This window comes from Rhodobacter aestuarii, assembly GCF_900156655.1.
In the GTDB taxonomy this organism is placed as follows: Bacteria; Pseudomonadota; Alphaproteobacteria; order Rhodobacterales; family Rhodobacteraceae; genus Rhodobacter; species Rhodobacter aestuarii.
Genome location: NZ_FTOG01000008.1, coordinates 14,066 through 39,461, shown reverse-complemented (window position 1 = coordinate 39,461; position 25,396 = coordinate 14,066). Strand labels below are relative to the sequence as shown.

The 25,396-nt window shown below is 61.3% G+C and carries 25 protein-coding genes; 16 read left to right on the top strand and 9 right to left on the bottom strand.

The features are described 5' to 3' along the window. The first annotated feature begins 50 nt into the window (after positions 1-50). The 9 genes from gltX to BW967_RS12040 all read left to right on the top strand — a co-directional run bounded on the left by gltX (position 51) and on the right by BW967_RS12040 (position 9,228). Entirely contained in the window at positions 51-1,451 is a 1,401-nt protein-coding gene (gltX, locus tag BW967_RS12080) for a glutamate--tRNA ligase (RefSeq protein ID WP_076485340.1), read from the top strand. 72 nt (positions 1,452-1,523) lie between these two features. Continuing rightward, entirely contained in the window at positions 1,524-2,819 is a 1,296-nt protein-coding gene (gene gltA / locus BW967_RS12075; protein WP_076485339.1) for a citrate synthase, read from the top strand. A 144-nt stretch (positions 2,820-2,963) separates the two neighbouring features. Further along, the gene (locus BW967_RS12070; RefSeq protein ID WP_076485338.1) at positions 2,964-3,407 is read left to right on the top strand and encodes an SRPBCC family protein; all 444 of its coding nucleotides are present in this window, start codon (positions 2,964-2,966) and stop codon (positions 3,405-3,407) included. A gap of 89 nt (positions 3,408-3,496) precedes the next feature. After that, entirely contained in the window at positions 3,497-3,811 is a 315-nt protein-coding gene (locus BW967_RS12065; protein ID WP_076485337.1) for a hypothetical protein, read from the top strand. 95 nt (positions 3,812-3,906) lie between these two features. Beyond that, positions 3,907-4,566: an SDR family NAD(P)-dependent oxidoreductase gene (locus BW967_RS12060; protein ID WP_076485336.1), complete on the top strand. Its 660-nt coding sequence runs from the start codon at positions 3,907-3,909 to the stop codon at positions 4,564-4,566. A gap of 109 nt (positions 4,567-4,675) precedes the next feature. After that, positions 4,676-5,464: a 5'/3'-nucleotidase SurE gene (surE, locus tag BW967_RS12055; RefSeq protein ID WP_076485335.1), complete on the top strand. Its 789-nt coding sequence runs from the start codon at positions 4,676-4,678 to the stop codon at positions 5,462-5,464. Further along, entirely contained in the window at positions 5,461-6,111 is a 651-nt protein-coding gene (locus BW967_RS12050; RefSeq protein ID WP_076485334.1) for a protein-L-isoaspartate(D-aspartate) O-methyltransferase, read from the top strand. The genes surE and BW967_RS12050 overlap by 4 nt, the downstream gene beginning before the upstream one ends. An 81-nt stretch (positions 6,112-6,192) precedes the next feature. After that, positions 6,193-7,368, top strand: coding sequence for a peptidoglycan DD-metalloendopeptidase family protein (locus BW967_RS12045; RefSeq protein ID WP_083952196.1), 1,176 nt, complete (start codon positions 6,193-6,195; stop codon positions 7,366-7,368). A gap of 180 nt (positions 7,369-7,548) precedes the next feature. Beyond that, positions 7,549-9,228: a putative transporter gene (locus tag BW967_RS12040; RefSeq protein ID WP_083952194.1), complete on the top strand. Its 1,680-nt coding sequence runs from the start codon at positions 7,549-7,551 to the stop codon at positions 9,226-9,228. A gap of 164 nt (positions 9,229-9,392) precedes the next feature. On the opposite strand, the gene BW967_RS12035 is transcribed toward BW967_RS12040, so the two are convergent. The 4 genes from BW967_RS12035 to BW967_RS12020 are packed head-to-tail and all read right to left on the bottom strand — an operon-like array spanning position 9,393 to position 11,697. Then, the gene (locus BW967_RS12035; RefSeq protein WP_076485333.1) at positions 9,393-10,232 is read right to left on the bottom strand and encodes an ATP-binding protein; all 840 of its coding nucleotides are present in this window, start codon (positions 10,230-10,232) and stop codon (positions 9,393-9,395) included. Beyond that, entirely contained in the window at positions 10,229-11,050 is an 822-nt protein-coding gene (tatC, locus tag BW967_RS12030) for a twin-arginine translocase subunit TatC (protein WP_076485332.1), read from the bottom strand. The genes BW967_RS12035 and tatC overlap by 4 nt, the downstream gene beginning before the upstream one ends. Next, a complete protein-coding gene (gene tatB, locus BW967_RS12025) occupies positions 11,047-11,469 on the bottom strand; it encodes a Sec-independent protein translocase protein TatB (RefSeq protein WP_076485331.1) in 423 nt (140 codons plus the stop codon). Before tatB ends, tatC begins: the two co-directional genes overlap by 4 nt. Before the next feature lie 15 nt (positions 11,470-11,484). Beyond that, positions 11,485-11,697, bottom strand: a complete 213-nt coding sequence (locus tag BW967_RS12020) for a twin-arginine translocase TatA/TatE family subunit (RefSeq protein WP_076485330.1) — start codon at positions 11,695-11,697, stop codon at positions 11,485-11,487. Between the two features lie 170 nt (positions 11,698-11,867). Here BW967_RS12020 and BW967_RS12010 point away from each other — a divergent pair, with 170 nt between their 5' ends. From BW967_RS12010 to BW967_RS12000, 3 genes are all read left to right on the top strand, one after another. Then, entirely contained in the window at positions 11,868-12,254 is a 387-nt protein-coding gene (locus BW967_RS12010) for a helix-turn-helix transcriptional regulator (RefSeq protein ID WP_076485328.1), read from the top strand. A 9-nt stretch (positions 12,255-12,263) separates the two neighbouring features. Further along, on the top strand, positions 12,264-12,887 hold the full coding sequence (locus tag BW967_RS12005; RefSeq protein WP_076485327.1) for a MarC family protein: 624 nt from the start codon (positions 12,264-12,266) through the stop codon (positions 12,885-12,887). A gap of 83 nt (positions 12,888-12,970) precedes the next feature. Beyond that, complete coding sequence (locus tag BW967_RS12000; protein ID WP_076485506.1) at positions 12,971-13,546, top strand: retropepsin-like aspartic protease family protein; 576 nt, start codon at positions 12,971-12,973, stop codon at positions 13,544-13,546. Positions 13,547-13,582: 36 nt separating this feature from the next. Here BW967_RS12000 and BW967_RS11995 read toward each other — a convergent pair whose 3' ends face one another. Then, on the bottom strand, positions 13,583-14,551 hold the full coding sequence (locus BW967_RS11995) for a magnesium transporter CorA family protein (RefSeq protein WP_076485505.1): 969 nt from the start codon (positions 14,549-14,551) through the stop codon (positions 13,583-13,585). Between the two features lie 158 nt (positions 14,552-14,709). On the opposite strand from BW967_RS11995, the gene BW967_RS19035 reads away from it, so the two are divergent. After that, entirely contained in the window at positions 14,710-14,841 is a 132-nt protein-coding gene (locus BW967_RS19035; protein ID WP_258223572.1) for a hypothetical protein, read from the top strand. 125 nt (positions 14,842-14,966) lie between these two features. Continuing rightward, positions 14,967-15,368, top strand: coding sequence for an ArsR/SmtB family transcription factor (locus tag BW967_RS11990; RefSeq protein WP_076485326.1), 402 nt, complete (start codon positions 14,967-14,969; stop codon positions 15,366-15,368). A 72-nt stretch (positions 15,369-15,440) separates the two neighbouring features. On the opposite strand, the gene BW967_RS11985 is transcribed toward BW967_RS11990, so the two are convergent. The 3 genes from BW967_RS11985 to BW967_RS11975 form a co-directional block, all read right to left on the bottom strand. Then, positions 15,441-16,694, bottom strand: coding sequence for a calcium-binding protein (locus BW967_RS11985; protein WP_076485325.1), 1,254 nt, complete (start codon positions 16,692-16,694; stop codon positions 15,441-15,443). A 168-nt stretch (positions 16,695-16,862) separates the two neighbouring features. Beyond that, complete coding sequence (locus BW967_RS11980; RefSeq protein ID WP_076485324.1) at positions 16,863-20,069, bottom strand: efflux RND transporter permease subunit; 3,207 nt, start codon at positions 20,067-20,069, stop codon at positions 16,863-16,865. A 46-nt stretch (positions 20,070-20,115) separates the two neighbouring features. Then, positions 20,116-21,096, bottom strand: coding sequence for an efflux RND transporter periplasmic adaptor subunit (locus BW967_RS11975; protein ID WP_076485323.1), 981 nt, complete (start codon positions 21,094-21,096; stop codon positions 20,116-20,118). Between the two features lie 226 nt (positions 21,097-21,322). Between BW967_RS11975 and serS the strand changes: the two genes are divergently transcribed. Beyond that, positions 21,323-22,612, top strand: coding sequence for a serine--tRNA ligase (serS, locus tag BW967_RS11970; protein WP_076485322.1), 1,290 nt, complete (start codon positions 21,323-21,325; stop codon positions 22,610-22,612). A 70-nt stretch (positions 22,613-22,682) separates the two neighbouring features. Here serS and BW967_RS11965 read toward each other — a convergent pair whose 3' ends face one another. Continuing rightward, positions 22,683-23,735, bottom strand: a complete 1,053-nt coding sequence (locus tag BW967_RS11965; protein WP_076485321.1) for an extracellular solute-binding protein — start codon at positions 23,733-23,735, stop codon at positions 22,683-22,685. A gap of 158 nt (positions 23,736-23,893) precedes the next feature. Here BW967_RS11965 and BW967_RS11960 point away from each other — a divergent pair, with 158 nt between their 5' ends. Continuing rightward, positions 23,894-25,309 carry a cryptochrome/photolyase family protein gene (locus BW967_RS11960; RefSeq protein ID WP_076485504.1) on the top strand — a complete coding sequence of 472 codons (1,416 nt, stop codon included), beginning with the start codon at positions 23,894-23,896 and terminating at the stop codon, positions 25,307-25,309. The last annotated feature ends 87 nt before the right edge of the window (positions 25,310-25,396 follow it).

Below are 25,396 nucleotides of genomic sequence, written 5' to 3'. Positions count from 1 at the left end.
GTTTCCAAAAGGTTAATGCAGCCCCATCGGGGCCTGCGAGAAAGGCCGCTATGTCGCAAAAAATCGTCACCCGCTTCGCCCCCTCGCCCACCGGTTATCTGCATATCGGCGGCGCGCGTACCGCACTTTTCAACTGGCTTTATGCCCGCGGCAACGGCGGCACCTTTTTGCTGCGTATCGAAGATACCGACCGGGCGCGCTCCACCCCCGAGGCGACGGCGGCGATCTTGAAGGGGCTGGAATGGCTCGGCCTGGATTACGACGGCGAACCGATCAGCCAGTTTGAACGCGCCGACCGCCATGCCGAAGTGGCGCATGAAATGCTCGCCAAAGGCATGGCTTATAAATGCTTCTCGACCCAAGACGAGATTGAAGCCTTCCGCGAAGCGGCGCGGGCTGAGGGCAAATCCACCCTGTTCCGTTCGCCTTGGCGTGATGCGGACCCTTCCACTCACCCCGATGCGCCCTATGTGGTGCGCCTGAAGGCCCCGAATGAGGGCGCGACGGTGATTGAGGATAAGGTGCAGGGCAATGTAACCTTCCGCAACGACCAGCTTGATGACATGGTCTGTTTACGTTCGGATGGCACACCGACCTATATGCTGGCGGTTGTCGTCGACGACCATGACATGGGTGTGACCCATGTGATCCGGGGGGATGATCACCTGACCAATGCCGCGCGCCAAGTGCAGGTCTATACCGCGATGGGCTGGGACGTGCCCACCTTCGCGCATATTCCGCTGATCCACGGGCCGGATGGCAAGAAACTCTCGAAACGCCACGGTGCTGTGGGGCTCGAGGAATATCAGGCGATGGGCTACCCGGCAGCGGGGATGCGCAACTACCTGACCCGCCTTGGCTGGAGCCACGGCGATGACGAGTTCTTCACCGATGCGCAGGCGCGCGAGTGGTTCAATCTTGAAGGAATCGGTCGTGCCCCCGCCCGGCTTGATTTCAAGAAGCTCGAAAACATCTGCGGCCAGCATATGGCGCAGATTGAAGATGACAGCCTGCTGACGCAGATCGAAGGTTACCTTGCGGCAGCTGCACAGGAGCCGTTGAGCGATGCACAGAAAGTGGCGCTGAAAGCGGCACTGCCTTTGGTGAAAACCGGCGCGAAAACCTTTGGGCAACTTCTTGAAAAAGCACGCTTCGCGCTAATCTCGCGCCCGGTGGACGTGGATGAGAAAGCGGCCAAAGCGCTTGACCCGGTATCCCGTGGTATACTGAAAGAATTGACGCAGCAGTTGCAAACTGCTAGCTGGACGCGGGAAGACCTCGAAAGTGTCGCAGGACAGATTGCCGCAGCGCATGATCTGGGCCTCGGTAAAATTGCCGCGCCCTTGCGTGCGGCGCTGGCCGGGCGCACCGCGACCCCTTCGGTGTTCGACATGATGGAATTGCTGGGCCGCGAAGAAGTGCTGGCCCGGCTGGCAGATCAGGTGGGCTAATTTTCAGCCCACCTCCCCCGGGAAACCGGATCAGATGCTCCGGCACGCTCGCCGGCTACAGGAGAGGGACATATGGCTGAAACCCAACGCGTTGCCACGCTTACGCTCGACGGCAAGACCTACGAACTGCCCGTGCTTTCGCCCAGTGTGGGGCCCGATGTGCTCGATATCCGCAAGCTTTATGGCCAAGCGGATGTGTTCACCTTTGACCCCGGCTTCACCTCGACTGCGGCTTGCGAGTCGGAAATCACCTATATCGACGGCGATAAAGGGGAACTCCTTTATCGTGGCTACCCGATCGAGCAACTGGCCGAGAAATCGCACTACCTCGAAGTTTGCTATCTGCTTTTGAACGGCGAATTGCCGAACGAAAAACAGATGAACGATTTCGAATACCGCATCACCCGCCACACGATGCTGCACGAACAAATCCACATGTTCTTCCGTGGGTTCCGTCGTGACAGCCACCCGATGGCCACGATGGTGGGCGTTGTGGGCGCGATGTCGGCCTTCTATCACGACAGCCTCGACATCAACGACCCGTGGCAGCGTGAAGTCGCCGCGATGCGGATGATCGCCAAACTGCCGACGATCGCCGCGATGGCCTATAAATATTCCATCGGTCAGCCGATGGTCTATCCGCGCAACGATCTGAACTACGCGGAAAACTTCCTGCACATGTGCTTCTCGGTCCCGGCCGAACCCTATGTGGTGAAACCGGAACTGGCGAAAGCCATGGATCGGATCATGATGCTGCACGCCGATCACGAGCAAAACGCCTCCACCTCGACGGTGCGTTTGGCGGGGTCCTCGGGGGCGAACCCGTTTGCCTGTATCGCGGCGGGGATTGCCTGCCTTTGGGGCCCGGCGCACGGCGGCGCGAACCAAGCCTGCTTGGAAATGCTGCGTGAAATCGGCTCGGTTGACCGGATCCCGGAATATATCGCCCGCGCGAAAGACAAGAACGATCCGTTCCGCCTGATGGGCTTTGGCCACCGCGTTTACAAAAACTTCGACCCGCGCGCCAAAGTGATGAAAGAATCGGCGGACGAGGTGCTGGAACTGCTCGGCGTCCACGACAACCCGATCCTGCAAGTCGCCAAAGAGCTTGAGAAAATCGCGCTTGAGGACGAATACTTCGTCTCCAAGAAGCTCTACCCGAACGTGGACTTCTACTCGGGCATCATCCTCGAAGCGATGGGCTTCCCCACCGCCATGTTCACGCCGATCTTCGCGCTTTCGCGGACCGTTGGCTGGATTTCGCAATGGAAAGAGATGCTTGGCGACCCGACGGGCAAAATTGGTCGCCCGCGCCAGCTCTATACCGGCAAGACGATGCGGGATTATCTGGAAGTGAAAGACCGCTAAAACCGAACCGCTGTTTCCGACAGACGGGGAAGAGACGAAAGGCCGGGGGATACCCGGCCTTTTGTATTTTATCGCGCGGATCGGTGCCCTTGACGGATGCTCAAAGCGGCTATCTTCTAAACGGGAAACCGACCGGAGGATCGCATGGGACAGCCGCACAGCATCGCCATTTCCGCCGCGCCGCAGGCCGTTTTCGCCCGCTATGAAGCGGTCGAAACTTGGCCGCGCTGGGACCCGGAGGTGCTTGAGGTGTATCTGCCCGAGGGGCTTCTGGCGGGGGCGCGCGGCTGGCTCAAACCGCGCAAAGGGCCAAAATCCACGATCATCGTCACCGAGGTCGATCATGGGCGCTCTTTCACCGTGGAAAGCCCGCTGCCCTTTGGCACGCTGCGGTTTCACCACCGGCTAGAAGCGACCGACACCGGCTGCACCACCACCCACTGGATCAGCTTTACCGGTCCGCTGGCGTTTTTGTTTGCGATGACGGCGGGGCGCTCGATTGAGGCGGGCTTGCCACAGACATTGGCCGGACTGAAGGCCGAATGCGAGGGCACCGAGCCCCCTGCCCCATCAAGCGCCCAAACGTGAAGAACCACGGCCCGCGCGCCGTTGCGCAACCGACGCCCCGGTGCTAGTTTTCTGCGGTGCCTATATTCGCGGCGCGAAGGAGTTTGATCATGGTCTGGCTGCTGACGATCTACACGCTGTTCTCGGTGGGGCTTTTGTTTGGCGCCGCAGAACTTGAGCGCCGCGCGATCAATGAACGCCGCTACGGGCCCAATGGGCGGGCGATGCTGCTGTCGCTTGTGATCTCCGTCGTCGTGTCGATTTTCGTGATCATTGGCGGCGCGATTTCCTCGGGCTGGATCTACATCCTGCACCTGCTTGGCGCCTCGATTGTTTATCACGGCTTCATGGGCATCTCGCTGGTGCATGGCCTGCAAGAGGTCTCCGCCCGCGTAGCGCGCCAACGCCTGCCTGCGCGCGTCTGAGCCGCAAATCGTACCATCTGCCCACCTGCGCCAAACCGACGCTTGCACGGCCCTGCTGCCCCGCCTAGAAACCGGGCAAATCCCGGAGGAATGCCATGACCGACCAGCCGAAAAAGAAACTCGCCCTTGTCACCGGCGCGTCGCGCGGCTTGGGCTTTGCCATCGCCGAAGAGCTTGGCAAACAAGGCTGGCATGTGATGGCCGTTGCGCGCACCGTGGGCGGGCTTGAGGCGCTTGATGACCGCATTCAAGCCGCAGGCGGCTCGGCCACGCTCGCACCGCTCGACATCACCAAGCCTGAAGAAATGCTCACGCTGGCGCAGGGCATTGCCACGCGCTGGGGTGGGGCCGATCTTTGGGTGCATGCCGCCATTCACGCCGCACCGCTTTGCCCGACCGGGCATATTGATGCCGAAGATGTCGAAAACTCGGTCAACACGAACTATGTCGCCGTTACCACGCTGATCCCACTGGTCGAACCGCTGCTGCGTGCGGTTGATGGCACGGCAGTCTTCTTTGACGATGACCACACCGGCCAGCCTTTCTGGGGGTCTTATGGCGCGACCAAAGCCGCGCAAATGTCGCTGGTGCGCGGCTGGCAGGCTGAAACCGCGAAAATCGGCCCGAAAGTGGTGATCGCGCAACCGCAACCGATGGAAACGGCGGTACGGGCCCGGTTTTACCCGGTCGAAGACCGCGACCCGCTGCATGATTGCCATGAAGAGGCCCGCCGGATTCTGGCCGAGGTGCTTTAAGCCGCAAACCGGGGCCACAAGGGCACACCTTGGCGCCAATTGTTTGGCTTTGCTTGTTACCCCTGCGGGGCCTTGCTAAGCAGAACCAAAGGGCGGCGAAGGGGCGGATATGCGCATTCTCATCACCAATGACGACGGGATCAACGCGCCGGGTCTGGCCGTGCTTGAAGAGATTGCACGCGGCTTGGCCGGGCCGGAGGGCGAGGTGATCACCGTCGCCCCTGCCTTTGAGCAATCGGGCGTGGGGCATGCCGTCAGCTACAATCGCCCGATGTCTTTTGCCGAACTCGGCCCGAACCGCTTTGCCGCCGAGGGCAGCCCTGCGGATTGTGTGCTCGCGGGCCTTTACGAGGTCATGCCCGATGCGCGACCCGATTTGGTGCTATCGGGCGTGAACCGCGGCAATAACTCTGCCGAAAATGCGCTTTATTCCGGCACCTTGGGCGGCGCAATGGAAGCAGCGCTGCAAGGCATCCCGGCGATTGCGATGAGCCAATTTCTTGGCCCCGCCTGCCTTGGACCGGGGCTGGACCCGTTTGAGGCCGCACGCGTGCATGGCCCCGAACTTGTGCGCAAAATCTGGAAAAACGGCATTTGGGACGATGGCCCCTATCGGGTGTTTTACAACGTGAACTTTCCGCCCGTGCCCGCCGCGCAAGTGAAGGGGCACCGCGTCGCCGCGCAGGGCTACCGCACTGACAGCTTCTTTTCCGTCGTACCCGCAAACTCGCCCAATGGGCGGCGGTTTTTGTGGATCAAGGGCGGCCCGCAGCATGGCGCAACAGCGCCGGGCACCGATGCAATGGTCAACCTTGAGGGCTATACCTCGGTCACCCCGATGCGCGCGGACCTTACCGCGCATGACCTGCTCACTGATCTGACGGGGCGGCTCGCATGACCGAAGCGGACGAGTTGGCCCAACGCAAGATGCAGTTTCTTTTCGCGTTGCGCTCCAAGGGCGTGACCGAAGCACGCGTGCTGGCCGCGATGGAACGCATCGACCGTGGCGCCTTTGTACGCGGCATCTTTGCCGAGCGCGCCTATGAAGATATGCCGCTGCCGATCGCTTGCGGGCAAACCATCTCCCAGCCCTCGGTCGTGGGGCTGATGACACAAGCGCTTGAGGTCGGCACGCGCGATACCGTGCTCGAGATCGGCACCGGTTCGGGCTATCAGGCGGCCATTCTGTCGGTATTGGCGCGGCGCGTTTACACCGTGGACCGTCACCGCCGCTTGGCGCGCGAGGCGCAGGCGGTGTTTGAAGCGCTTGATCTGGCCAATATCGTTTCGCTCGCCACCGATGGCTCGCGCGGTTTGCCCGATCAGGCGCCCTTTGATCGCATTCTCGTGACCGCTGCCGCCGAAGACCCGCCGGGGCCGCTGTTGTCGCAACTCAAGATCGGCGGTATCATGGTTTTGCCTGTTGGGCAGTCCGATACCGTGCAAAGCTTGATCCGCGTGACCCGGACCGAAGACGGGTTTGACTATGAAGAATTACGCCCGGTGCGCTTTGTGCCATTGATTGAAGGCATGGCGGGCGATTGAGTGATGGGCTGGCCAAGGCCGCACAGAAACCGCGATGGAGCAACGTCCCCGGGTAACGGGGCTAAGAACGAGGACCGAGCGATGCCAGCATTCCCCGGCAAGACGATGATCCGCATGACCCTATCCAGCATCGCTTTGCTGACGGTTGCGGGCTGCGTGGACGAGGATTTCCGCCGCTTTGGGGATTTGGGCTTCGACACTTCGAATGCCGCCCGCCAGGCCACCGTTGCGCGCCCCCAGCCTGATAGCCGCGGCGTGATCTCTTACCCGAATTACCAAGTTGCCGTGGCGCGCCAAGGCGACACCGTGGCCGATATTGCCAACCGGCTTGGCCTCGATGGGGCGCGGCTGGCGCGGTATAACGCGCTCAAACCGACCACCGTGCTGAACCGGGGCGAAGTGGTCTCGCTGCCGTTCCGCGTGGCCGATGCCCCGGCCGGGAGCGCGCCCGCGACCACAAGCGCAGGCACGGAACGGATTGATATCACCTCGCTGGCTTCGGGCGCGATTGACCGTGCCGAAGGCACGCAAACCGCCGCCGCAGCGCCCAGCACCCCGGCGCCGCCCGTGGGCGCCGAACCGATCCGCCATAAGGTGGCGCGCGGCGAAACCGCCTATTCGATTGCGCGCTATTACAATGTTTCCGCCAAAGCCTTGGCCGAATGGAACGGCCTGCCCTCTGATATGAGCGTGCGCGAAGGGCAATATCTGCTGATCCCCGTGGCAGCGGGCAAAGCCCCGGCCCCGGCCACAGCGGCAATTACCCAACCCGGACAAGGCTCGCCCACGCCCGAACCGCCGTCGGCCGCGCAACCGCTGCCGGAGGACCACACACCCGCCGCATCGACCCCGGTTGATAGATCCGCGGCCCCCAATTTGGGCACGAACCGTACTGCGGCCTCTGGTGGCGGCAAATTTGCCATGCCGGTTTCTGGGGCGATCTTGCGGCCTTATGTGAAGGGCAAAAACGACGGGGTGGATATTTCCGCCAGCGCAGGCACCCCGGTGAAAGCCGCCGATGCAGGCACCGTCGCCGCGATCACCAAAGACACCGAGCAAGTGCCGATCTTGGTGCTGCGTCACGAAGGTGGCTTGCTCACCGTTTATGCCAACATCGACGGCATCACGGTGAAGAAGGGCGACCGCGTCAGCCGTGGCCAAACCATTGCCAAGGTGCGCGCGGGCGACACCGGATTCGTCCATTTCGAGGTCCGCAAGGGCTACGATTCGGTCGATCCGATGCCCTATTTGCAATAATTCCCTCCGATCCTCCCCCGGATGATCTGGCGCAAGGCATAACCGGGCCTCTCACGCTAAGAGAGGCCTGAAAAGCGTCATATCTGCACCTTTTTTCATCGGGGAACAAAGGGTTGACCTGAACCTAGCAGTTCGGCACATTTTGTCGCAGGGAGGGCGCCACTCTGGAGGAGGGTGACCATGGCTCTATTGGAATTTCTACATTCCCTGTCAGAAGTGGCTCTGGCATCGGCTGCATTGATGCTCGCCGGGGCGCTGGGGCTTCTGCTGGGAGGGCTCAATTGGCGCGGCATTGGGCTTGGAATCGGCGGCGTGCTGTTTGCCGGGTTGTTTGTCGGCCATTTCACCTCGGCGGCGGGGCTACACCTGTCGCCCGAGATGCTGGAATTCGTGCGTGAATTTGGTCTGATCATCTTTGTGTTCACGATCGGGATTCAGGTCGGCCCCGGCTTTTTTGCGACGCTGCAAAAGGCAGGGCTGCAATTCAACCTGATCGCCGCCTCGATTGTGTTATTGGGCGTGACCACCACTGTCGCGCTGCATTTCATCGCCGATATTCCGGTGCCCGCGCTTGTGGGGCTCATGTCGGGGGCGGTGACCAATACGCCCGGCCTTGGGGCCGCCACGCAGGTGCTCAAAGACGCAGGTGTTCCCTCTGAGGTGATATCCGAGGCCTCGCTTGGCTATGCGGTGGCCTATCCCTTCGGGATCATCGGCATTTTGATCACCATGATCGCCGTGCGCACCGTGTTGCGCATCAAGATCGAAACGGAAGAAGAGCAGTTTGAAAACGCCCGCGCAAAAGGGGCGCAAGAACTGCCCGCAATCAACGTGGTCGTGCATAACGCCAACCTTGAGGGCCTGCCCTTGGGCGAGGTGCCCGATCTTTACGACCAAGGCGTTGTGGTCTCGCGGCTCAAACGTGGCGATCTGCTGATGCACCCGTCGCGCAAGATGGTGCTGCATCTGGGCGATGTGCTGCACCTTGTCGGCCCGGCAGATAAACTGCACGCGATGGTGCTGATCTTGGGCGAAGAGGTGGATGTGAGCCTTACCACCACCAAAGGATCGCAACTGACGTGGCAACGCATCGCCGTGACCACCAAGAAAGCCCTTGGCAAACGCATCCGCGATTTCGGGTTGGAAGAACGCGGCGTGTCAATCTCGCGCTGCACGCGCGCGGGGACGCAGTTGCCTGTCGAGGCGAGCCTGACGCTGCAATTTGGCGATATCCTTACCGTGGTGGGGCACCCCAATGACGTGGATGCCGTCAAACCGCTCTTTGGCAACCAAGCGAAAAGCCTTGAACTGGTGCAATTCGCGGGCGTGTTCTTTGGTATCTTGATCGGGATCGGCATCGGCTCCATCCCGATTGCCTTCCCCGGTCTTCCGGCACCCTTGAAACTTGGCCTTGCCGGTGGCCCGCTGGTGACCGCCATCGTGCTTTCGCGGATTGGGTTCTTGGGGCCGTTTGTGTTCTTTATGCCGCCGGTCGCCAACCATGCGTTGCGCGAATTGGGGATTGTGCTCTTTTTGGCCGCTGTTGGCCTCAAAGCGGGCGGGCAATTCGTCGATACGCTGATGAACGGCGACGGGTTTAGCTGGATGTTCTACGGCATGTTCATCACAGCGATCCCGCTGATGATCGTCGGCTTTGCCGCGCGGATCATTTGGAAGGTAAACTACCTCAGCCTGTCGGGCGTGTTGGCGGGGTCTATGACCGACCCACCGGCGCTCGCTTTTGCCACCAATATGTCCAGCACCTCTGCCGCAGCCATTGGCTATGCCTCGGTCTATCCGCTGGTGATGTGTATGCGGATCTTGGCGCCACAGATCATTGTGCTGACCTTAATGGTCTAGCGCGCGAAACTATAGCCAAACGAAAGGGGGCCACGCGCCCCCTTTTTCATCACACAAGCCCCTGCCCTTCGACTTTGTCCAAATGTCCCAGGGGTGAATTTTGGCGAAAGCAAAAGAGGGGGCAGCGCCCCCTCCCTTCTCATCCATGAAAACCGGACGCACCTTCAGACAGATTTGCCGTGCCGCCCAGCGAGGTCTGTGAAGAACTGCCACGCCACCCGGCCCGAGCGCGAGCCGCGTGTGCGATACCATTCTACCGCCTCGGCGCGCAAAACCTCCGGGTCGATCTCAAGCCCATAGGCCGCGCAATAGCCTTCGATCATCGCGAAATACGCGTCCTGATCGCAGGGGTGGAAGCCCAGCCACAGCCCGAACCGATCCGAGAGCGAAACCTTTTCCTCCACCGCTTCCGACGGGTTGATCGCGGTCGAGCGCTCGTTTTCGATCATGTCACGCGGCATCAGATGACGCCGGTTTGAGGTGGCATAAAAGAGCACATTGGCAGGTCGCCCTTCGATCCCGCCATCGAGCACCGCCTTGAGCGATTTGTAATGCTGATCGTCATGGCTAAAGCTCAGATCATCGCAAAAAAGCACAAAGCGGGTTTGCGGCGCGGCGCGCAACAGGTTCAACAGCCGCCCCACCGAGGGCAGATCTTCGCGCGCCAGTTCCACCAGCTTGAGCGAGAGCCCCTGCGCATTCACCGCCGCCTGCACGGCTTTGACGAGCGAGGATTTCCCCATCCCGCGCGCGCCCCACAAAAGCGCATTATTCGCCGCTGCCCCGCGCGCAAATTGCAACGTATTGGCCAACAGCGTATCGCGCGCCCGGTCGATGCCACGCAAAAGCGCAATATCCACCCGGCTCACTTGCGGCACGGGCACCAAACGGTCGGTGTCAGAATGCCACAAAAACGCCTCTGCCTGCGCGAAATCAGGCGCGGGTTCGGGCGCTGGGGCCATCCGCTCCAGCGCCGCCGCGATCCGCTCTAGGGGATCACTCATTCTTCGTCCTCATCCTCGAACCAGGTGCCCTCAGCCCGCATCCGCGCCTCGCGCTTTTTCTCGATGCGTTTGACGAGTTGGATCGACACTTCAAAGAGCGGATAGACCGCCGAGAAGAGCATGATCTGGCTGATCACATCGGGCGGCGTCGCAACCGAAGCCACGAGCAAAATCGCCACAATCGCGTATTTGCGCACGCCCGACAGAGAGGCCGCAGTGATCAACCCCGCCTTGCCCATCAGCGTCAGCAACACCGGCAGTTGGAAGCAAATCCCAAAGGCCAAGATGAACTTGACGGTGAGCGACAGGTATTCTTGCACCGAGCCTTGGAAGCCGATCGAGGCCAGTTCATTCGCGGCCGCCATATCCCCTTGCTGGAAGCTCAGGAAGAAGCGAAACGCCATCGGCAGCACGACGAAATAGGCAAAGGTCGCGCCGACAAAGAACATCGCAGGCGAGGCAAACAGAAACGGCAAGAAGGCGTTCTTTTCATTGCGATAAAGCCCCGGCGCCACGAAGCGCCACAGCTGCCAAGCAATGATCGGGAACGACAAAGCAAAGCCGCCCAAGAACGAGATATTCACCGCAACGAAGAAGCCTTCTTGCAGTTTGATCAGGTAAAGCCCGCATTGCTGGCCGCGATCCGCCAAAGCGTGGCAGATCGGTTGCGTCAGAAAGTTGAAGACCGGCTTCCAGACCGCGTAGCACGCCACCATCGCCACAACGAAAGCGCCAAGCGAAATCAGGATGCGCGTGCGCAGTTCCGCCAAATGCTCGATCAGCGGCGCGGCGGTATCGTCAGGGGTATCAAGGCTCATGCATCACCTTTCGGCGCGGGCTTGGGGGCCTCTTCCGGCTCTCCGGCCAGTTCAGCCGCGTCCAGTTCCGCCTGCAACTCCGGATCGGGCGTAAAGGCCGCCGCCCCCGCAGCCGCACCGGCCTTGGCGGCGGCAGACATTTTCGGCTCCCATTTTTCGAATTTTTCGGTGGCGCGTTCCAGCGCCGAAATCCCCGGCGCCTTGGCACGGGCAATGTCGCCCAAGCCTTTGGCCGCGTCATCCAGCCCCGTTTCCTTGGCCGCATCTTCCATCGCCCGGGTGAAGTCGCGCGCCATCGCGCGGGCTTTCGCCGTCATCCGCCCTAGGCTGCGGAACATCACCGGCAGGTCTTTGGGGCCCACCACGATCAGCGCCACAACGCCAATCACCAGAAGCTCGCTCCACCCGATATCGAACATGGTCCGCGCTCAGCCTCAGACCTTGTCTTTGCCTTCGGGGGTCGCATCTTTGCTCCCCTCGGCGGCGGCCTCTTCAATTTCTTTGGCGCCTTCGTTCATGCCTTTTTTGAACGAGGTGATGCCTTTGCCCACTTCGCCCATGAGCGAGCTGACCTTGCCCTTGCCAAAGAGCACCAGCACCACGACGGCGATCAGCAAAAGACCGGGCACACCAATATTGTTGAACATGTTTTCCACTCCTTACGCGCGCTGGCGCCTGTTGCGTTTGATCTGGTTTTACGAAGCCAGCGCGGCGGCGCAAAGCGCCATTTGGGCGCGCCCCCCGCTGCGCCGCCAGATAACTGACAGTTATTTGTCAGTTGCCCCCGGATCGGCTAGAAAGCAGGCGGAGGCAGACCATGACCCGCAATGAACGATTGGAACAGATCATGATGCTCTTGCGCGACGGGCAATTGGTGCGCGCGCAAGATATGGCGGCACGGCTCGGTGTGTCAGAACGCACGATCTGGCGCGATATGAAAACGCTCGTTGACTATGGCGTCCCGGTCGAGGGCGAGCGCGGCCTGGGTTATGTGCTGCGCCGCGCGGTGGCGCTGCCGCCCTTGGTGCTTTCCGCCGATGAAATGGCCGCGCTGAACCATGTTTTACGGCTGGCCGAGGCCCATGCCGATACCCGCATTGGCACCGGTGCGCGCAGCTTGGCCGCGAAAATCCGCGCGGTGATGCCGCCTGAGCCCGAAGAGGAAGACGAGAGCCCACTGGCGCCCCCGGGGGCGAGCGGCTAATCTGCCCCCATGGGAAGCGCCGAACTGATCACCGCCTTTGTCACGCTGTTTGTCGTGGTCGATCCGATCGGCCTCGTGCCGCTTTTCTTGGCGCTGACCCAAGGCATGGATGCCCGCATGCGCCGGGCCGTGGGGCTGCGCGCGCTTGCCATTGCCACGGTGCTACTCACGCTCTTTGGGCTTTTTGGCGATGCGCTTTTGCGCGGCATTGGCATTTCCATGCCCGCCTTCCGTATTGCGGGCGGGGTGCTTTTGTTCCTCACCGCGCTTGATATGCTTTTTGAACGCCGCACCCAGCGGCGGGAGGGGCAATCGGCCGAACCGCATGCGCCCGACCCGTCTGTTTTCCCGCTCGCCACACCACTTTTGGCGGGCCCGGGCGCGATGGCGACGATGATCCTTTTGGCGGGCTCCGGCACGGGAACGGTGCATTTGCTTGCGGTGCATGGGGTGATGCTCGCGGTTTTAGCCTGTGTCTTTGTGCTCTTTTTGCTTGCCACACCGCTGGAGCGCGCTTTGGGGCGCACCGGCACGATGGTTGTCACCCGGCTATTGGGGATGCTTTTGGCCGCGCTTGCCGTGCAATTCATTTTGGACGGGCTGATGGGCGCGGGGCTCCTCACCGCGCCGTGACGCACCGCCCCGGTGACATTGAAGCCGTGGCTGCCTACATCAAAGAAAAGCCCTGCCCCAAGCAAACCCTGCCCGGAGTGCCCATGATCGACGATCCTGAACGCCTTGTGTATTTGGTGCTGCTCCTTTTGGTGCTGGCGGGCTCGGTCATTGCCAAGCTGCGCCACCGCCCCGGCGAGACCGTACAGCAGATGATGATCTGGGCGCTGATCTTTTTGGGCGTGGTCGCGGTAGCGGGGCTTTGGCCCGAGTTTGAGCGCACGCTGCTCAATCGCCAAGCCGTGCATCAAGATGGGCGGATTGAAACGCCTGTGGCGATGGATGGGCATTATTACCTGACCGCCGAGGTGAACGGCACGCCGATCCGCTTTGTGGTGGATACCGGGGCGAGTTCCATCGTGCTGAGCCGCGCAGATGCCGCGCGCGTGGGGCTTGATACCGGCAGCCTTGCCTATATCGGGCAGGCGCAAACCGCCAATGGCACCGTGGCCACCGCGCCGGTGCGGCTAGACAGCGTGGCGATTGGCCCCTTTAGCGACAGCAATGTCCGCGCCGTGGTGAACCGGGGCGAGCTTACGGATTCGCTTTTGGGGATGAGCTACCTCACCCGTTTTGCCAAGGTCGAGTTTGACGGCAACCGGATGATCCTTACCCGCTGATCCACGCGCTGCCCCAAGCCCTGCGCGGGCGAAAGGCTAGAGCCACTTCTTCCACTTGAAAAACGCCCAAGTGCCCGCAGCAGAGGCGACCATCAGCACCAGAGCGAACGGGTAGCCCCAGCTTTGGTTCAGCTCGGGCATATTGGCGAAGTTCATCCCATAGGCCGAGGCAATCAGCGTCGGCGGCAAGAACAGCGCGGTCACGACCGACAAGATCCGCACCGTGTTGTTTTGGGCGAGGTTGATCATACCAAGCGTCGCATCAACGCTGAGCGACACGCGCGATGACAGAAAGTCATTATGCACCGAAAGCGCCGCAATATCGCGCATCAAGGCTTTGATAATCGGTCGCAATTCATGCGCCGCCCCCTGCGCGGCCCGCGTCTGATCAAAAAATGACAGCGCACGTTCAAGGGTCAGAAGCGCCAGCCGGATTTTGCCTAAAAGGTCGCCTTGCCGCCCCACCTCGCCAAGGCTCGCCTTGAGTTCCTCTGGCCCCGCATCGCCCAAAACCCGCGCGGACACCGCATCAAGCACTCGGCCCACACCTTCCAAAAGGTCCGCAAGCCGCGCCACAATCTCTTCCACCAACCCCAAAAATATCCGCTCTGGGGTGGCGCAGCCGGGCGTGGTGCGGGCGGCCCGGTCTGGGTAGGTGATAAAACTGCGCGGCGCATGGTGGCGCACCGTCACCAACCGCTCGGGCGTGAGGATAAAGCTCACCGGGCCCGCGACTTGCACGCCATCGGGCGTATGACCGGGGATCACCACCGTCATCACATCGGTGCCATCTTCGCGATAAAGTCGGTTCGAGATCTCAATCTCTTCCATATCCGCGAGCGTCGGCACCTCCAGCCCCAGCGCCTCCACTGCCGCGGACTGGCTGTCGAGCGGGCGATAAAGGTCGATCCAGATCGCGCGGCCCAGATCGGGGCGCGGGTCGGTCGGGCTCTGCTGGCCGAGCCGCGCAAGACCGGGAGACTGGGACACATAAGCGTGAAGCATGGAAGGGCTCACATTTGGGGTGCTGCCAAAAAGCGCGGGCGGCAGGCGAAGGTCAAGCCCCAGACCAAGAGCCGGCGCGGTTTTGCCCCGCCCCCGCCCTGCATCCGCCACATTTTCGGTTCACGCCTAGGGAAATAACGGTTCTGAAGGGGGGCGAAATGCCAATTCCCGGTTTCGATACGGTGGCACTTGTGGTCATCATTTTCGTCGCCCTGCGCGAGACAGTGGCCCGCTTCCGCCTGATCCGTGCTGCACGCCGCGCACCGAGCCAAGGCCCGGCCAGCGCCTAAACCCGCGTCAATTAGCGCGTTTACAGGTGACGAATTCGCCTCGCCCTCTCGATTCCCCTGCGTAACCGTGTTATTTCGTCAGTCAATAGACTGACGCGCTCAATCGAGGAACGGTTTCCGTGGAGATGGAATCGGGCGATAGCCCGCAACAAGAACATATGCTGGATGTGACCCCGCAGCCCGGTGCGACGCCGTCGCAAGAGGCGCCGGATGAGCGCTGCGCCGCGCTTGATGCCGAGGAGATGATCGGCCGTGCGCGCGCCGCCTCCAACCTGCTGAAAGCGCTCGCCCATGAGGGGCGGCTGATGATCATGTGCTATCTCGCCTCGGGCGAGAAATCGGTGACCGAGCTGGAAAACCGGCTTGAAACCCGGCAGGCGGCGGTCAGCCAACAATTGGCACGGCTTCGCCTTGAAGGGCTGGTGACCAGCCGCCGTGAAGGCAAGACGATCTATTATTCCCTATCTGACCCGCGTGCGGCCCAAGTGGTGCAAACGGTCTATGAGCAGTTCTGCTCTGCCTCGTAAGCTTGCCCCCCGCGCAAAGAAAAACCGGCCCCGGTTGCCCGTGGCCGGTTTCGTTTTGAGCAAGGATGACGGTTAGGACGTCATAAAGTCATTGCTTGCGGGCAGAAGGGTGCCGTTGAATTCGGCGAGCGTCAGATCTTGCAGCAAGATCGTGTCCCCCTCGGCCAGCGTGATCAACAGCCCTGCATCGGTGTCAAAGAGCGTGGTCGTGGGCGCGCCCTGCAGATAGGCGTCAAAGGCCACGCTTTCGATCAACAGGCTATCTACACCCACCTCAAAATCGGTGATTGTCACATCACCCTGTTTGTTGGTGAAATCTTTGAAGTCGAAAGTATCTGCCCCCGCACCGCCCGTGGCGGTGTGATCGCCGCCCGAGATCATGCGCAGCACCAGCAGGTCGTCCCCCTCCCCGCCATCCAGCAGCGAACTATGGTTGCCGGAGTGGATCGTGTCTTGCCCCTCGCCGCCCAGCAGCACGTTGTTGCCAACGCAGCCATAGATCAGGTCATCGCCCGACCCGCCATCAATCGAGTCATTCCCACGGAAGCCTTGGATCGTGTCATCGCCCGACCCGCCAAAGATCACGTCATCGCCAGCATTGGTGCGAATAAGATCGTTGCCTGCCCCGCCATTGATCGGCCCGTCAACGAACAAAAGCCGATCATCGCCCTCGGTGCCCTGCGCAACGCCGTCCACATCGGCCCCGGTCAAGTGCAGCGTGTCCCACAGGCTGAGCCCTTCAAAGGTGACGGTGGAGCCGGTGTCAAACCCGACCAAGGTGCCGGTGCCCGTCTCGACCACAGAGATGATAGCGGTGGGGGCAAAGTCAGATTTGCCCAAGCCGAAATCGATCGTGTCTTCGCTCGGATCAAAATCAGTGATCGTCAAATCAGTGATCATATGATGAACCGCATAGAGACCGCCCCATTCAAGCACGAAAGTATCCGCCCCTGCCCCGCCTGTGCCGACAGGGGCCCCTATACCGGTCAGGATAAAGCTCAGGACGTCATCCCCAGCCCCGCCATCAAGCACGCTTCCGTTTTGTCCCCGGAGGATATCATCCCCGTCATCGCCCCAAAGACTGTCGGAGCCACTACCTCCTATAAGCGTATCGTTCCCGTCGCCACCAAGCATGATGTCGGCACCTATGCCTCCGATGAGGAGATCATTCCCATCCCCACCATCAAGCAGGTTGTCTCCTCCGTAGAGGACACCAAGCGTGTCATCCCCGCCAAGGCCAATAAGTACGTTGAAGTCAAAGTTGGATCCGACAAGGGAGTCATCCCCTTCGGTGCCGATTTGATAAAGGGTTGCAGCGGTAACCATGAGACTCTCCAAAGTCTTTGAAATTCCGGCCAATTAAGAATGGTTAACGCGCGATTCGTCCAAAGATTTCGCCACGGTTTTGCCGCATTCCCGCCATGATTGCGCCGCAAATGGAAACGCCCCCCAAGCGGGGGGCGTTTTGTAACGCGGCCGGAAACGGTGCGCCGATCAGGTCTTAAAGATGCGGTAGATCGCCGGGATCACCAGCACGGTGAGCAGGGTCGAGCTCAGCAGACCAAACAAGAGCGAAATCGCCAGCCCTTGGAAGATCGGGTCCGCCAAGATCACCGCCGCGCCGATCATTGCCGCCACAGCGGTGAGCAAGATCGGTTTGAAGCGGATCGAGCCCGCCTCGATCAAAATGTCGATCTCGGTTTTGCCGGTGCGGTCTGCATGGCGGATGAAATCAACCAGCAAGATCGAGTTGCGCACAATGATCCCGGCAAGCGCGATGAAGCCAATCATCGACGTGGCGGAGAACGGCGCCGAGAACATCATATGCCCCAGCATGATGCCAAGGAAGGTCAGCGGCACAGGCGTCAGCACCACGAGCGGCAGGCGGAAGCTGCCAAACTGCGCCACCACAAGGATGTAAATCCCCACCAGCGCGATGCCAAAGGCCCCGCCCATGTCGCGGAAGGTCACCCAAGTGACTTCCCATTCGCCATCCCACAACAGCGTCACATGGCTTTCATCCTCGGGCTGGCCGTGCAGGCTAATCTCGGGCTTCATGCCATCGGCCCAATCCATCGCCTCGATCGCATCCCCCACGGCCAGCATGCCGTAAAGGGGCGCCTCGAAACTGCCCGCAAGTTCGGCAGTGACCATCTCCGCTTCGCGGCCATTGTGGCGGAAGATGGGGAAAGAGGCTTTTTCCTCCCGCACCTCGATCACATCGCCCAGTTCCACCACGCCGCGCGCGCCGGGCAGAACATTGGCTGGGATCGGGGTGGAGAGCGTTGCCTCATCCATCACCTTGGCGCCTTTGGCGCGCTCCATCACAATCGGCAGCGGCGCGCGTTCTTGGCCGCGATGCGAATAGCCAACCGTGGTGGCGCCATTGAGCAGACCCAGCGTGTCAAAGACATCGCTTTCCTGCACCGAATAGAACTCCAGATTGTCCGGGTTTACCGTCGCGCGCAGGCGGCGGGCTTCCGTACCAAAGCTGTTGTCCACATCCACAATGAAGGGCACCGAACGGAACGCCTCTTCAATCTGGCGCGCAGCGGCACGGCGGGTTTCGGCATCCGGGCCATAGACCTCGGCCAGAAGGGTCGAGATCACCGGGGGACCGGGCGGCGGCTCCACCGTTTTCAGCACCGTGCCTTCGGGCAGATCAAGCGCGGTGACGCGTTCGCGCACTTCGAGGGCGATTTCATGGCTGGTGCGGTCACGCCCATCCTTGCCCTTGAGGTTGATCTGAACATCGCCCTGCCACGGATATTCGCGCAGGTAATAGTGCCGTACGAGCCCGTTGAAGTTGAACGGCGAGGCCGCGCCCGCATGCGTTTGCACCGAGATCACCTCGGGCATTTCCGTCACCGCGGCGGCCACCATTTGCGCGACGGCATCCGTGGCCTCGACCGACGATCCCTCGGGCAAGTCAATCACCACGCCGAGTTCGGACTTGTTGTCAAACGGCAGGAGCTTCACCGTAACATGCTTGGTGTAAAGCAGCCCGAGCGAACCGAAAGAAAGCACAATCGTCGCCAAGAGGAACATCCAAGCGGTGCCCTTGGTCGCCAAGATCGGGCGTGCCACGGCGGCATAAATCGCGCCAAGCTTGCCGCCGTGATGATGCCCGCCATAGGCATCCTCCTCCGAATGCGCCGACATATCGGCCCGGCCCGCGATCTTCACCATCAGCCACGGCGTGATCATCACCGCGACGAAGAAAGAGAAAATCATCGCCGCTGAGGCGACCGAGGGAATGGGCGACATGTATGGCCCCATCAGCCCCGACACGGCGAGCATCGGCAAGAGCGCAGCCACCACGGTGAGCGTGGCGACGATGGTGGGGTTGCCCACCTCGGCCACTGCTTCAATGGCCTTTTTGACCCGTGAACCGGGGGTTTTCATCGCCCAATGTCGCGCGATGTTCTCGATCACCACGATCGCGTCATCGACCAAGATCCCGATCGAAAAGATCAGCGCGAACAAGCTCACCCGGTTGAGCGTGAAGCCCATGGTGTTGGCGGCAAAAAGCGTAAGCAGGATGGTGACAGGAATAACAATCGCCACCACGATGCTTTCGCGCCAGCCAATCGAAAAGAGCACCAGCGCGATGATCGAGATCGTCGCCAGCCCCAAGTGGAACAGCAGTTCATTGGCCTTTTCATTGGCGGTTTCGCCATAGTCGCGGGTGACCTGCACCTCGACACTGTCGGGGATCAGGCTCCCTTCCAGTTCGTGCACCCGCTCCAAGATCGCCTCGCCCACCACCACGGCATTCGCGCCGGCGCGCTTGGCAATGGCGAGCGTGACAGCCGGGGCACGATGCAGGGTGTCGCCCTCCCGGGTGACATTGGCGACGATATGGTCCGAGGTGTCGCCCACGTAAGAAATATCGGCCACATCGGCGACATAGACCGGGCGTCCATCGCGCGCGGTCAGCAACAGCCCTGCAATTTCAGAAGGCGCCACCAGCGTTTTGCCCGCGACAAGGTCGATTTCCTCGCCGCCATCACGCAGCTTGCCGGTGTTGAAGCTACGGTTGGCCTGTTCGACCTTGTAGGAAAGCTGCTGCAGCGTGATCCCGTACAGCGCGAGCTTTTCCGGGTCCGGCGCAATGCGGATCGCCTCGGTCGCCTCGCCCACCAGATAGGTTAGGCCGACGTTTTCGATTTTGGTGACTTCGGTCTGCAATTCGCGGGTGATGCGGGTCAGGTCATTCGCCCCGATTTCCGAGCCCGGTTTACCCGACAGCGTCAGCGAGACAATCGCCACATCATCAATGCCACGCCCGACAATAATCGGCTCATCAATGCCCTTGGGGATGCGGTCAGCATTGGCGCGCACCTTCTCATGCACCCGCAAAATCGCCGCATCGGACGAGGTGCCCACGATGAACCGCGCCATAACGAGCGAATAATCATCCATCGTCTGGCTGTAGACGTGTTCCACCTCATTGATTGAGGTGATGATCGTCTCCATCGGCTCGGTGACGAGCTTCATCGCATCTTCCGCCTTCAGCCCGGGGGCTTGCAGGTGGATATCGACCATCGGCACCGAAATCTGCGGCTCTTCCTCGCGCGGCAGATTGACCAGCGCAACAAGCCCCACCGCCAAAGCGGCCAGAATGAACAGCGGGGTAAGCGCCGAGCCAATGAAGCTTTGCGTCAACCGCCCGGCAATGCCGAGTTTCGCATCGCCCATGTCGGGTGCGTCTTCGGAAAATTCATCGCCCGTCGAGGGGGGAGGATTAGTGCTCATGCGCCAAGACCTCTTCGCCGCCGGTCAGACCGGACAGGATTTCCATCATCGGCTGGCCGTTCACTTTGGTCATCGGCCCCGGCACCACGGCACGCTCCATCGGGCCTTGCGCGGTCGCCACGATCACGAAATCAAGCCCGGAATGGGTTTTGACCATCTCTGCGGGCACCAAGATCGCGTCGCGCGCGGCGAGCGGCAGCTTCACCAGCACACGGGCGCCGACAAATTCGGAATTGAGATCAGCCACTTCCACATCGGCATTCACCCGACCGCCTTCGATCAGCGGGTAGATTTTGGCAAGCTTGCCCGAGATCTCGCCCGCAGCCGTGTCGATGCTGATCGCATCGCCTTCTTTCATCGTACCGGCAAAACGCTCGGGCACGGAAAGCCGCAAGAAGAAGCCACCGCCTGCAATGGTCGCAATGCTTTCACCCGCCATCACCACGGCCCCTTTGGCGACCGGCACTTCCAGCACGCGGCCCGCGACGGGGGCGAGCACGGCGCCCTCGGTCGCTTGTTGCTCGGTCACTTGGCGGCTCGCGCGCTGCGCCTCAAGCTGCTGGCTGACCACTTCGGCTTGGGTACGCAGGGCATCGAGCTGTTGGGTGGTGATCACGCCACGGGATTTGAGTTCTTCGCCACGGGTCAATTCACGCTCGGCATTTGCCATCTGGCTTTCAAGCGCTGCAATTTGCGCGTCGATCGCATTGATCTGAAAGGCAATCTTTGCATCGACCACGCGGCCGAGCTCTTGCCCAGCCTCGACCAGATCGCCCTCGGTCACGCTCAGTTCCACCAAGGTGCCCCCAAGCCGCGCCCGCGCTGGGATCGAATCCTTTGCCTCGACTTGGCCGTAGACGGTTTTCCAATCGGTCAGCATCGAGGGTTCAACCTTGAAGCCCCCCTCGGCCCGCGCGATCTGCGGCCCCAAGACCGCAAGCGCTACCAACGTCACGACGAAAGCTTTCATGGCGTCATCCCTTCCCTGTGGCGGCCAGACCGGAAGCCCTGACATTCCGGTTTTTGAATATCTGCGCATGTAAGCTAGTATAGGCCCGACCCGCAAGCCCCGCCAATGACTTCCGTCGCTCTTTTCACCATGTTTTCGCATGACAGGGGCCGCGTTTTGCCCGCGCGCGGGGCTTTTCTGCCCCGGCAATTGTGCTAAACGCTTCGCAACAGTTTCGGAGGCTTCCATGCACGATATCCGCGCCATTCGCGAAAACCCCGCCCAGTTCGATGCTGACCTTGCGCGCCGGGGGGCCGATGCGCTTTCGGGCCCGGTGCTCGCGCTTGATGAAAAGCGCCGCGCCGCGATTTTGGCGGCCGAAACCGCGCAAGCCGCACAAAACGCCGCCGCCAAGCAAGTGGGCGCCGCGAAAGCCAAGGGGGATGAGGCGGAATTTGAGCGCCTGCGCGCGCTGGTTGCTGAAAAGAAATCCGAAGTGGCAGCCCTTCAGGCGGAGGCCGCAGCGCTCGACGCCGAACTTCGCGATCTGCTGCTGACGATCCCGAACAACCCGCTCGCCGAAGTGCCCGAGGGCGCGGATGAAGATCAAAACGTCGAAGTGCACCGCTGGGGCACGCCCAAGACGTTCGCCTTCACGCCGAAAGAGCATTATGAGCTCCCCGCTGTCGGCGGGAACATGGATTTTGAAACCGCCGCCAAACTTTCGGGCGCGCGGTTTGTGGTGCTGAAATCAGGCGTCGCGCGGGTGCACCGGGCGCTGGCGCAGTTCATGCTTGATCTGCACACCGAAGAACACGGGCTGCAAGAAACCATCACCCCGGTTTTGGTGCGTTCCGAAGCGATGCTTGGCACCGGACAATTGCCGAAATTTGCCGAAGACAGCTATGAAACCACCAATGGCTGGTGGCTGATCCCCACCTCGGAAGTGACGCTGACCAATGTGATCGCGGGCGAGGTTTGGGAGGAAAGCGCCCTGCCCTGCCGGATGACCGCGCATACCAATTGCTTCCGCTCGGAAGCGGGCTCTGCGGGCAAAGACACGGCGGGCATGCTGCGCCAACACCAGTTTGAAAAGGTGGAGATGGTCACGATCTGCCACCCCGATGAGGCGCTGGCCGAGCATGAGCGCATGACCAAATGCGCCGAAGCGGTGCTGGAACGGCTCAACCTGCCCTATCGCCGGATTGTGCTGTGCACCGGCGACATGGGCTTTGGCGCACAAAAGACGCATGACCTGGAAGTTTGGCTGCCCGGCCAAAACACCTATCGCGAGATTTCCTCGGTCTCGACCTGTGGGCAATTCCAAGCGCGTCGGATGAATGGCCGCTTCAAACCCACGGCGGGCGGCAAGCCAGAATTTGTGGCCACGCTAAACGGCTCCGGCCTCGCGGTGGGCCGCTGCTTGATTGCGGTTTTGGAGAACGGGCAAGAGGAAGACGGCTCCGTCACCCTGCCTGCCGCGCTGCACCCCTACCTTGGCGGCAAAACCCGGTTGGTGGACGGCAAGCTCGTCTAAGACGCCGCTCTTGAAAAGAAAAACCCCGGACAAGACCTCTTGTCCGGGGCTTCTTTTTGCTCAATCGGGATCAGAAGCCCGCTTTGATCTTTTCAAACTCGGCCAGTTGGCGCTCGCGCAGTTCCGGGTCGTTCGGCACTTGCGGCAAGATCGGCGCATCAATCGGGCCGATACCGGCTGCGACTTGTTCTTCCATCGGGATGGATTCCATCGCCGTCAGGCTGGAGTGACCATAGCCAATCGCTTCCAAAAGCGCGGGCGCCGATTCCGGGCGCAGCCACGAATTCATGAAGTCGTAGGCTTTTTCTTCCGCGCCGGGACCATCTTTCAGGTTCACATAGCCGCAGATGAACGTCGAAGAGCCTTCCGCCGCCTCCCGCTGGAACTCCACCGGGTAATTGTCGGCGCGCAGATAGGCCACGCCGTCGTTCCAAGACCACGAAATCAGCACCTCGCCCGAAGCCATCGTCTGGGCTTGTTCGGACGGGTCATTCCAGTAGCTCAGCACATTCGGGTGCACTTCGCGCAGCCACGCGGCGGCAGCTTCAAATTGCTCTTCGGTGACCTCGGTCCAATCGGTCACGCCGGTCGCCAAATAGGCAAGCGCCCAAACATCATCCGACGAGTTCGGCAGCGACATCCGGCCCGCATATTTCGGGTTGGTAAAGACCTGAAGCGAGGCCACATCCTCGGCGGGCACTTCTTCGGGGTTGTAAGCAATCGCGCTCGCGCCCCAATCGGTCGGGATAAACCAGACCCCTTCGTCATCCGCAAAGATCTTCGACTTCAGGAATTTCGGGTCGATGGTGGCATAGGCCGGGATTTTCGACACATCCCACGGCTCGATCAGGCCGGCATCGCGGTATTTGGAAACCATTTGCGAACAGGGGTGAGCCACATCGGCTTTAAAGCCCGAGGCAAGCTTTTGATAGGCCTCGTCATCATCGCCATAGAACGAATAGCTCGGGCGATCGCCGTTTTTGTCGATGAAGCCTTGCAAGATGCCTTCGACCTCAAACCCGGCCCAGTCAAAGACCAGAAAATCTGGATCGCCCGCTTGAACGGGGGCAGAAAGCGCCGTGGCCAAGGCGGCAGAGGCCAGCAAAACAGAGGTTTTTTTCATGCGGAGGGGTTCCCTGTTGAAGTTGTTTTGCCGCACGCTAGACCGCGCCAAAGGCGGCGACAAGGGAAAGTTTGAACGCTTGGTCGCAGGCAATAGGCACGGCTCGATTTGCCCATTTGCCCTTGCCGAATGCCCTCCCCGCCCCCAATTTGGCGCGCATGAGTGACGCAAAACCGATCTTGTTGTGGCTGCGCCGTGATCTGCGGCTGGCGGACCATCCGATGCTAACCGCGGCGGAAACTTCCGGCCGGCCGGTGCTGGCGCTGTTTATCTTGGACGATCTCGCCGCGCGCTATGGCGCCGCGCCGCGCTGGCGTTTGGGAGAAGCTTTGGCCGATTTCCTGCCCCGGTTGGAGGCACTTGGCTGCCCGGTGGTGATCCGCCGCGGCCCAGCGCTAGAGACCCTGCGCGCGGTTGCCAAGGAAGCGGGTGCCGCAGCGGTTTGGTGGAGCCGCGATCTGGACCCGGCGGCGATCAAGCGTGACACCGAGATCAAATCTGCCTTGAAAGCCGAAGGGATCGAGGCGCGCTCTTTTGCCGGGCAAGTGATGTTCCCGCCGTGGGAGGTGCAAACCGGCCAAGGCGGGCCATACCGCGTTTACACCCCATTTTGGAAAGCGGTGCGCGGCCTTCCCGTGGCCCCCCCCCTCGCAGCGGTGAAATCGCTGCGCCCCGGCCCAGCCCTGCGCGGCGAAACATTGGAAGACTTGGCGCTTGGGCGCGATATGCGGCGCGGCGCGGCGGTGGTGGCGAAACACGCCCGCGTCGGCGAGGCAGCCGCTCAGGCACGGCTCACACGTTTCCTTGAGGGCCCGATCGAAGACTATAAGATCCGGCGCGATTTCATGGGCGAGGCGGCGACCTCCGAGCTTTCGGAAAACCTTGCTTGGGGCGAGATTTCGCCCGGCCAAATCTGGCACGCGGGTCAACGCGCGCTGCACGAGGGCGCGGCGGGCGCCGAGCATTTCCTCAAAGAACTCGTCTGGCGGGAGTTTGCTTGGCATCTGATGTTCCATTTCCCGAATTTAGCGCAAGAAAACTGGCGTTCGGAATGGAATGCCTTCCCCTGGCGCGGCGACAATGACGATGCAGAACGCTGGCGGCGCGGCATGACGGGTGAGCCTTTGGTCGATGCCGCGATGCGCGAATTGTACGTGACAGGCCGGATGCACAATCGCGCGCGGATGATTGCCGCCTCTTACCTCACCAAACATCTGATGACCGATTGGCGCGTGGGGCTGAAATGGTTTGAAGATTGCCTGATTGACCATGACCCGGCGGCCAATGCGATGGGCTGGCAATGGGTGGCAGGCTGTGGCCCGGATGCGGCGCCCTATTTTCGCGTTTTCAACCCGGCCTCGCAGGCGGAAAAATTCGACAAAGACGGTGCCTATCGCCGCCGCTGGATTGCCGAGGGCAACCGCCACGCCCCCGATACCGCGCGAGATTTCTTTGCCGCTGTGCCCAAAAGCTGGGGCCTCACGCCGGGCGCGCGGCTGCCCGACCCTGTGGTTGATTTGGCCGAAGGGCGTGCCCGCGCGCTCGATGCTTATGCGGCGCGCGAAAAAAACTGAACGCTGAACACGGATCGTTTACCAACCTGCCACGATTGCGTCCCGATTCACGCCACAATCTGCCCGCAAGCTCAGGCTTCAACGCGC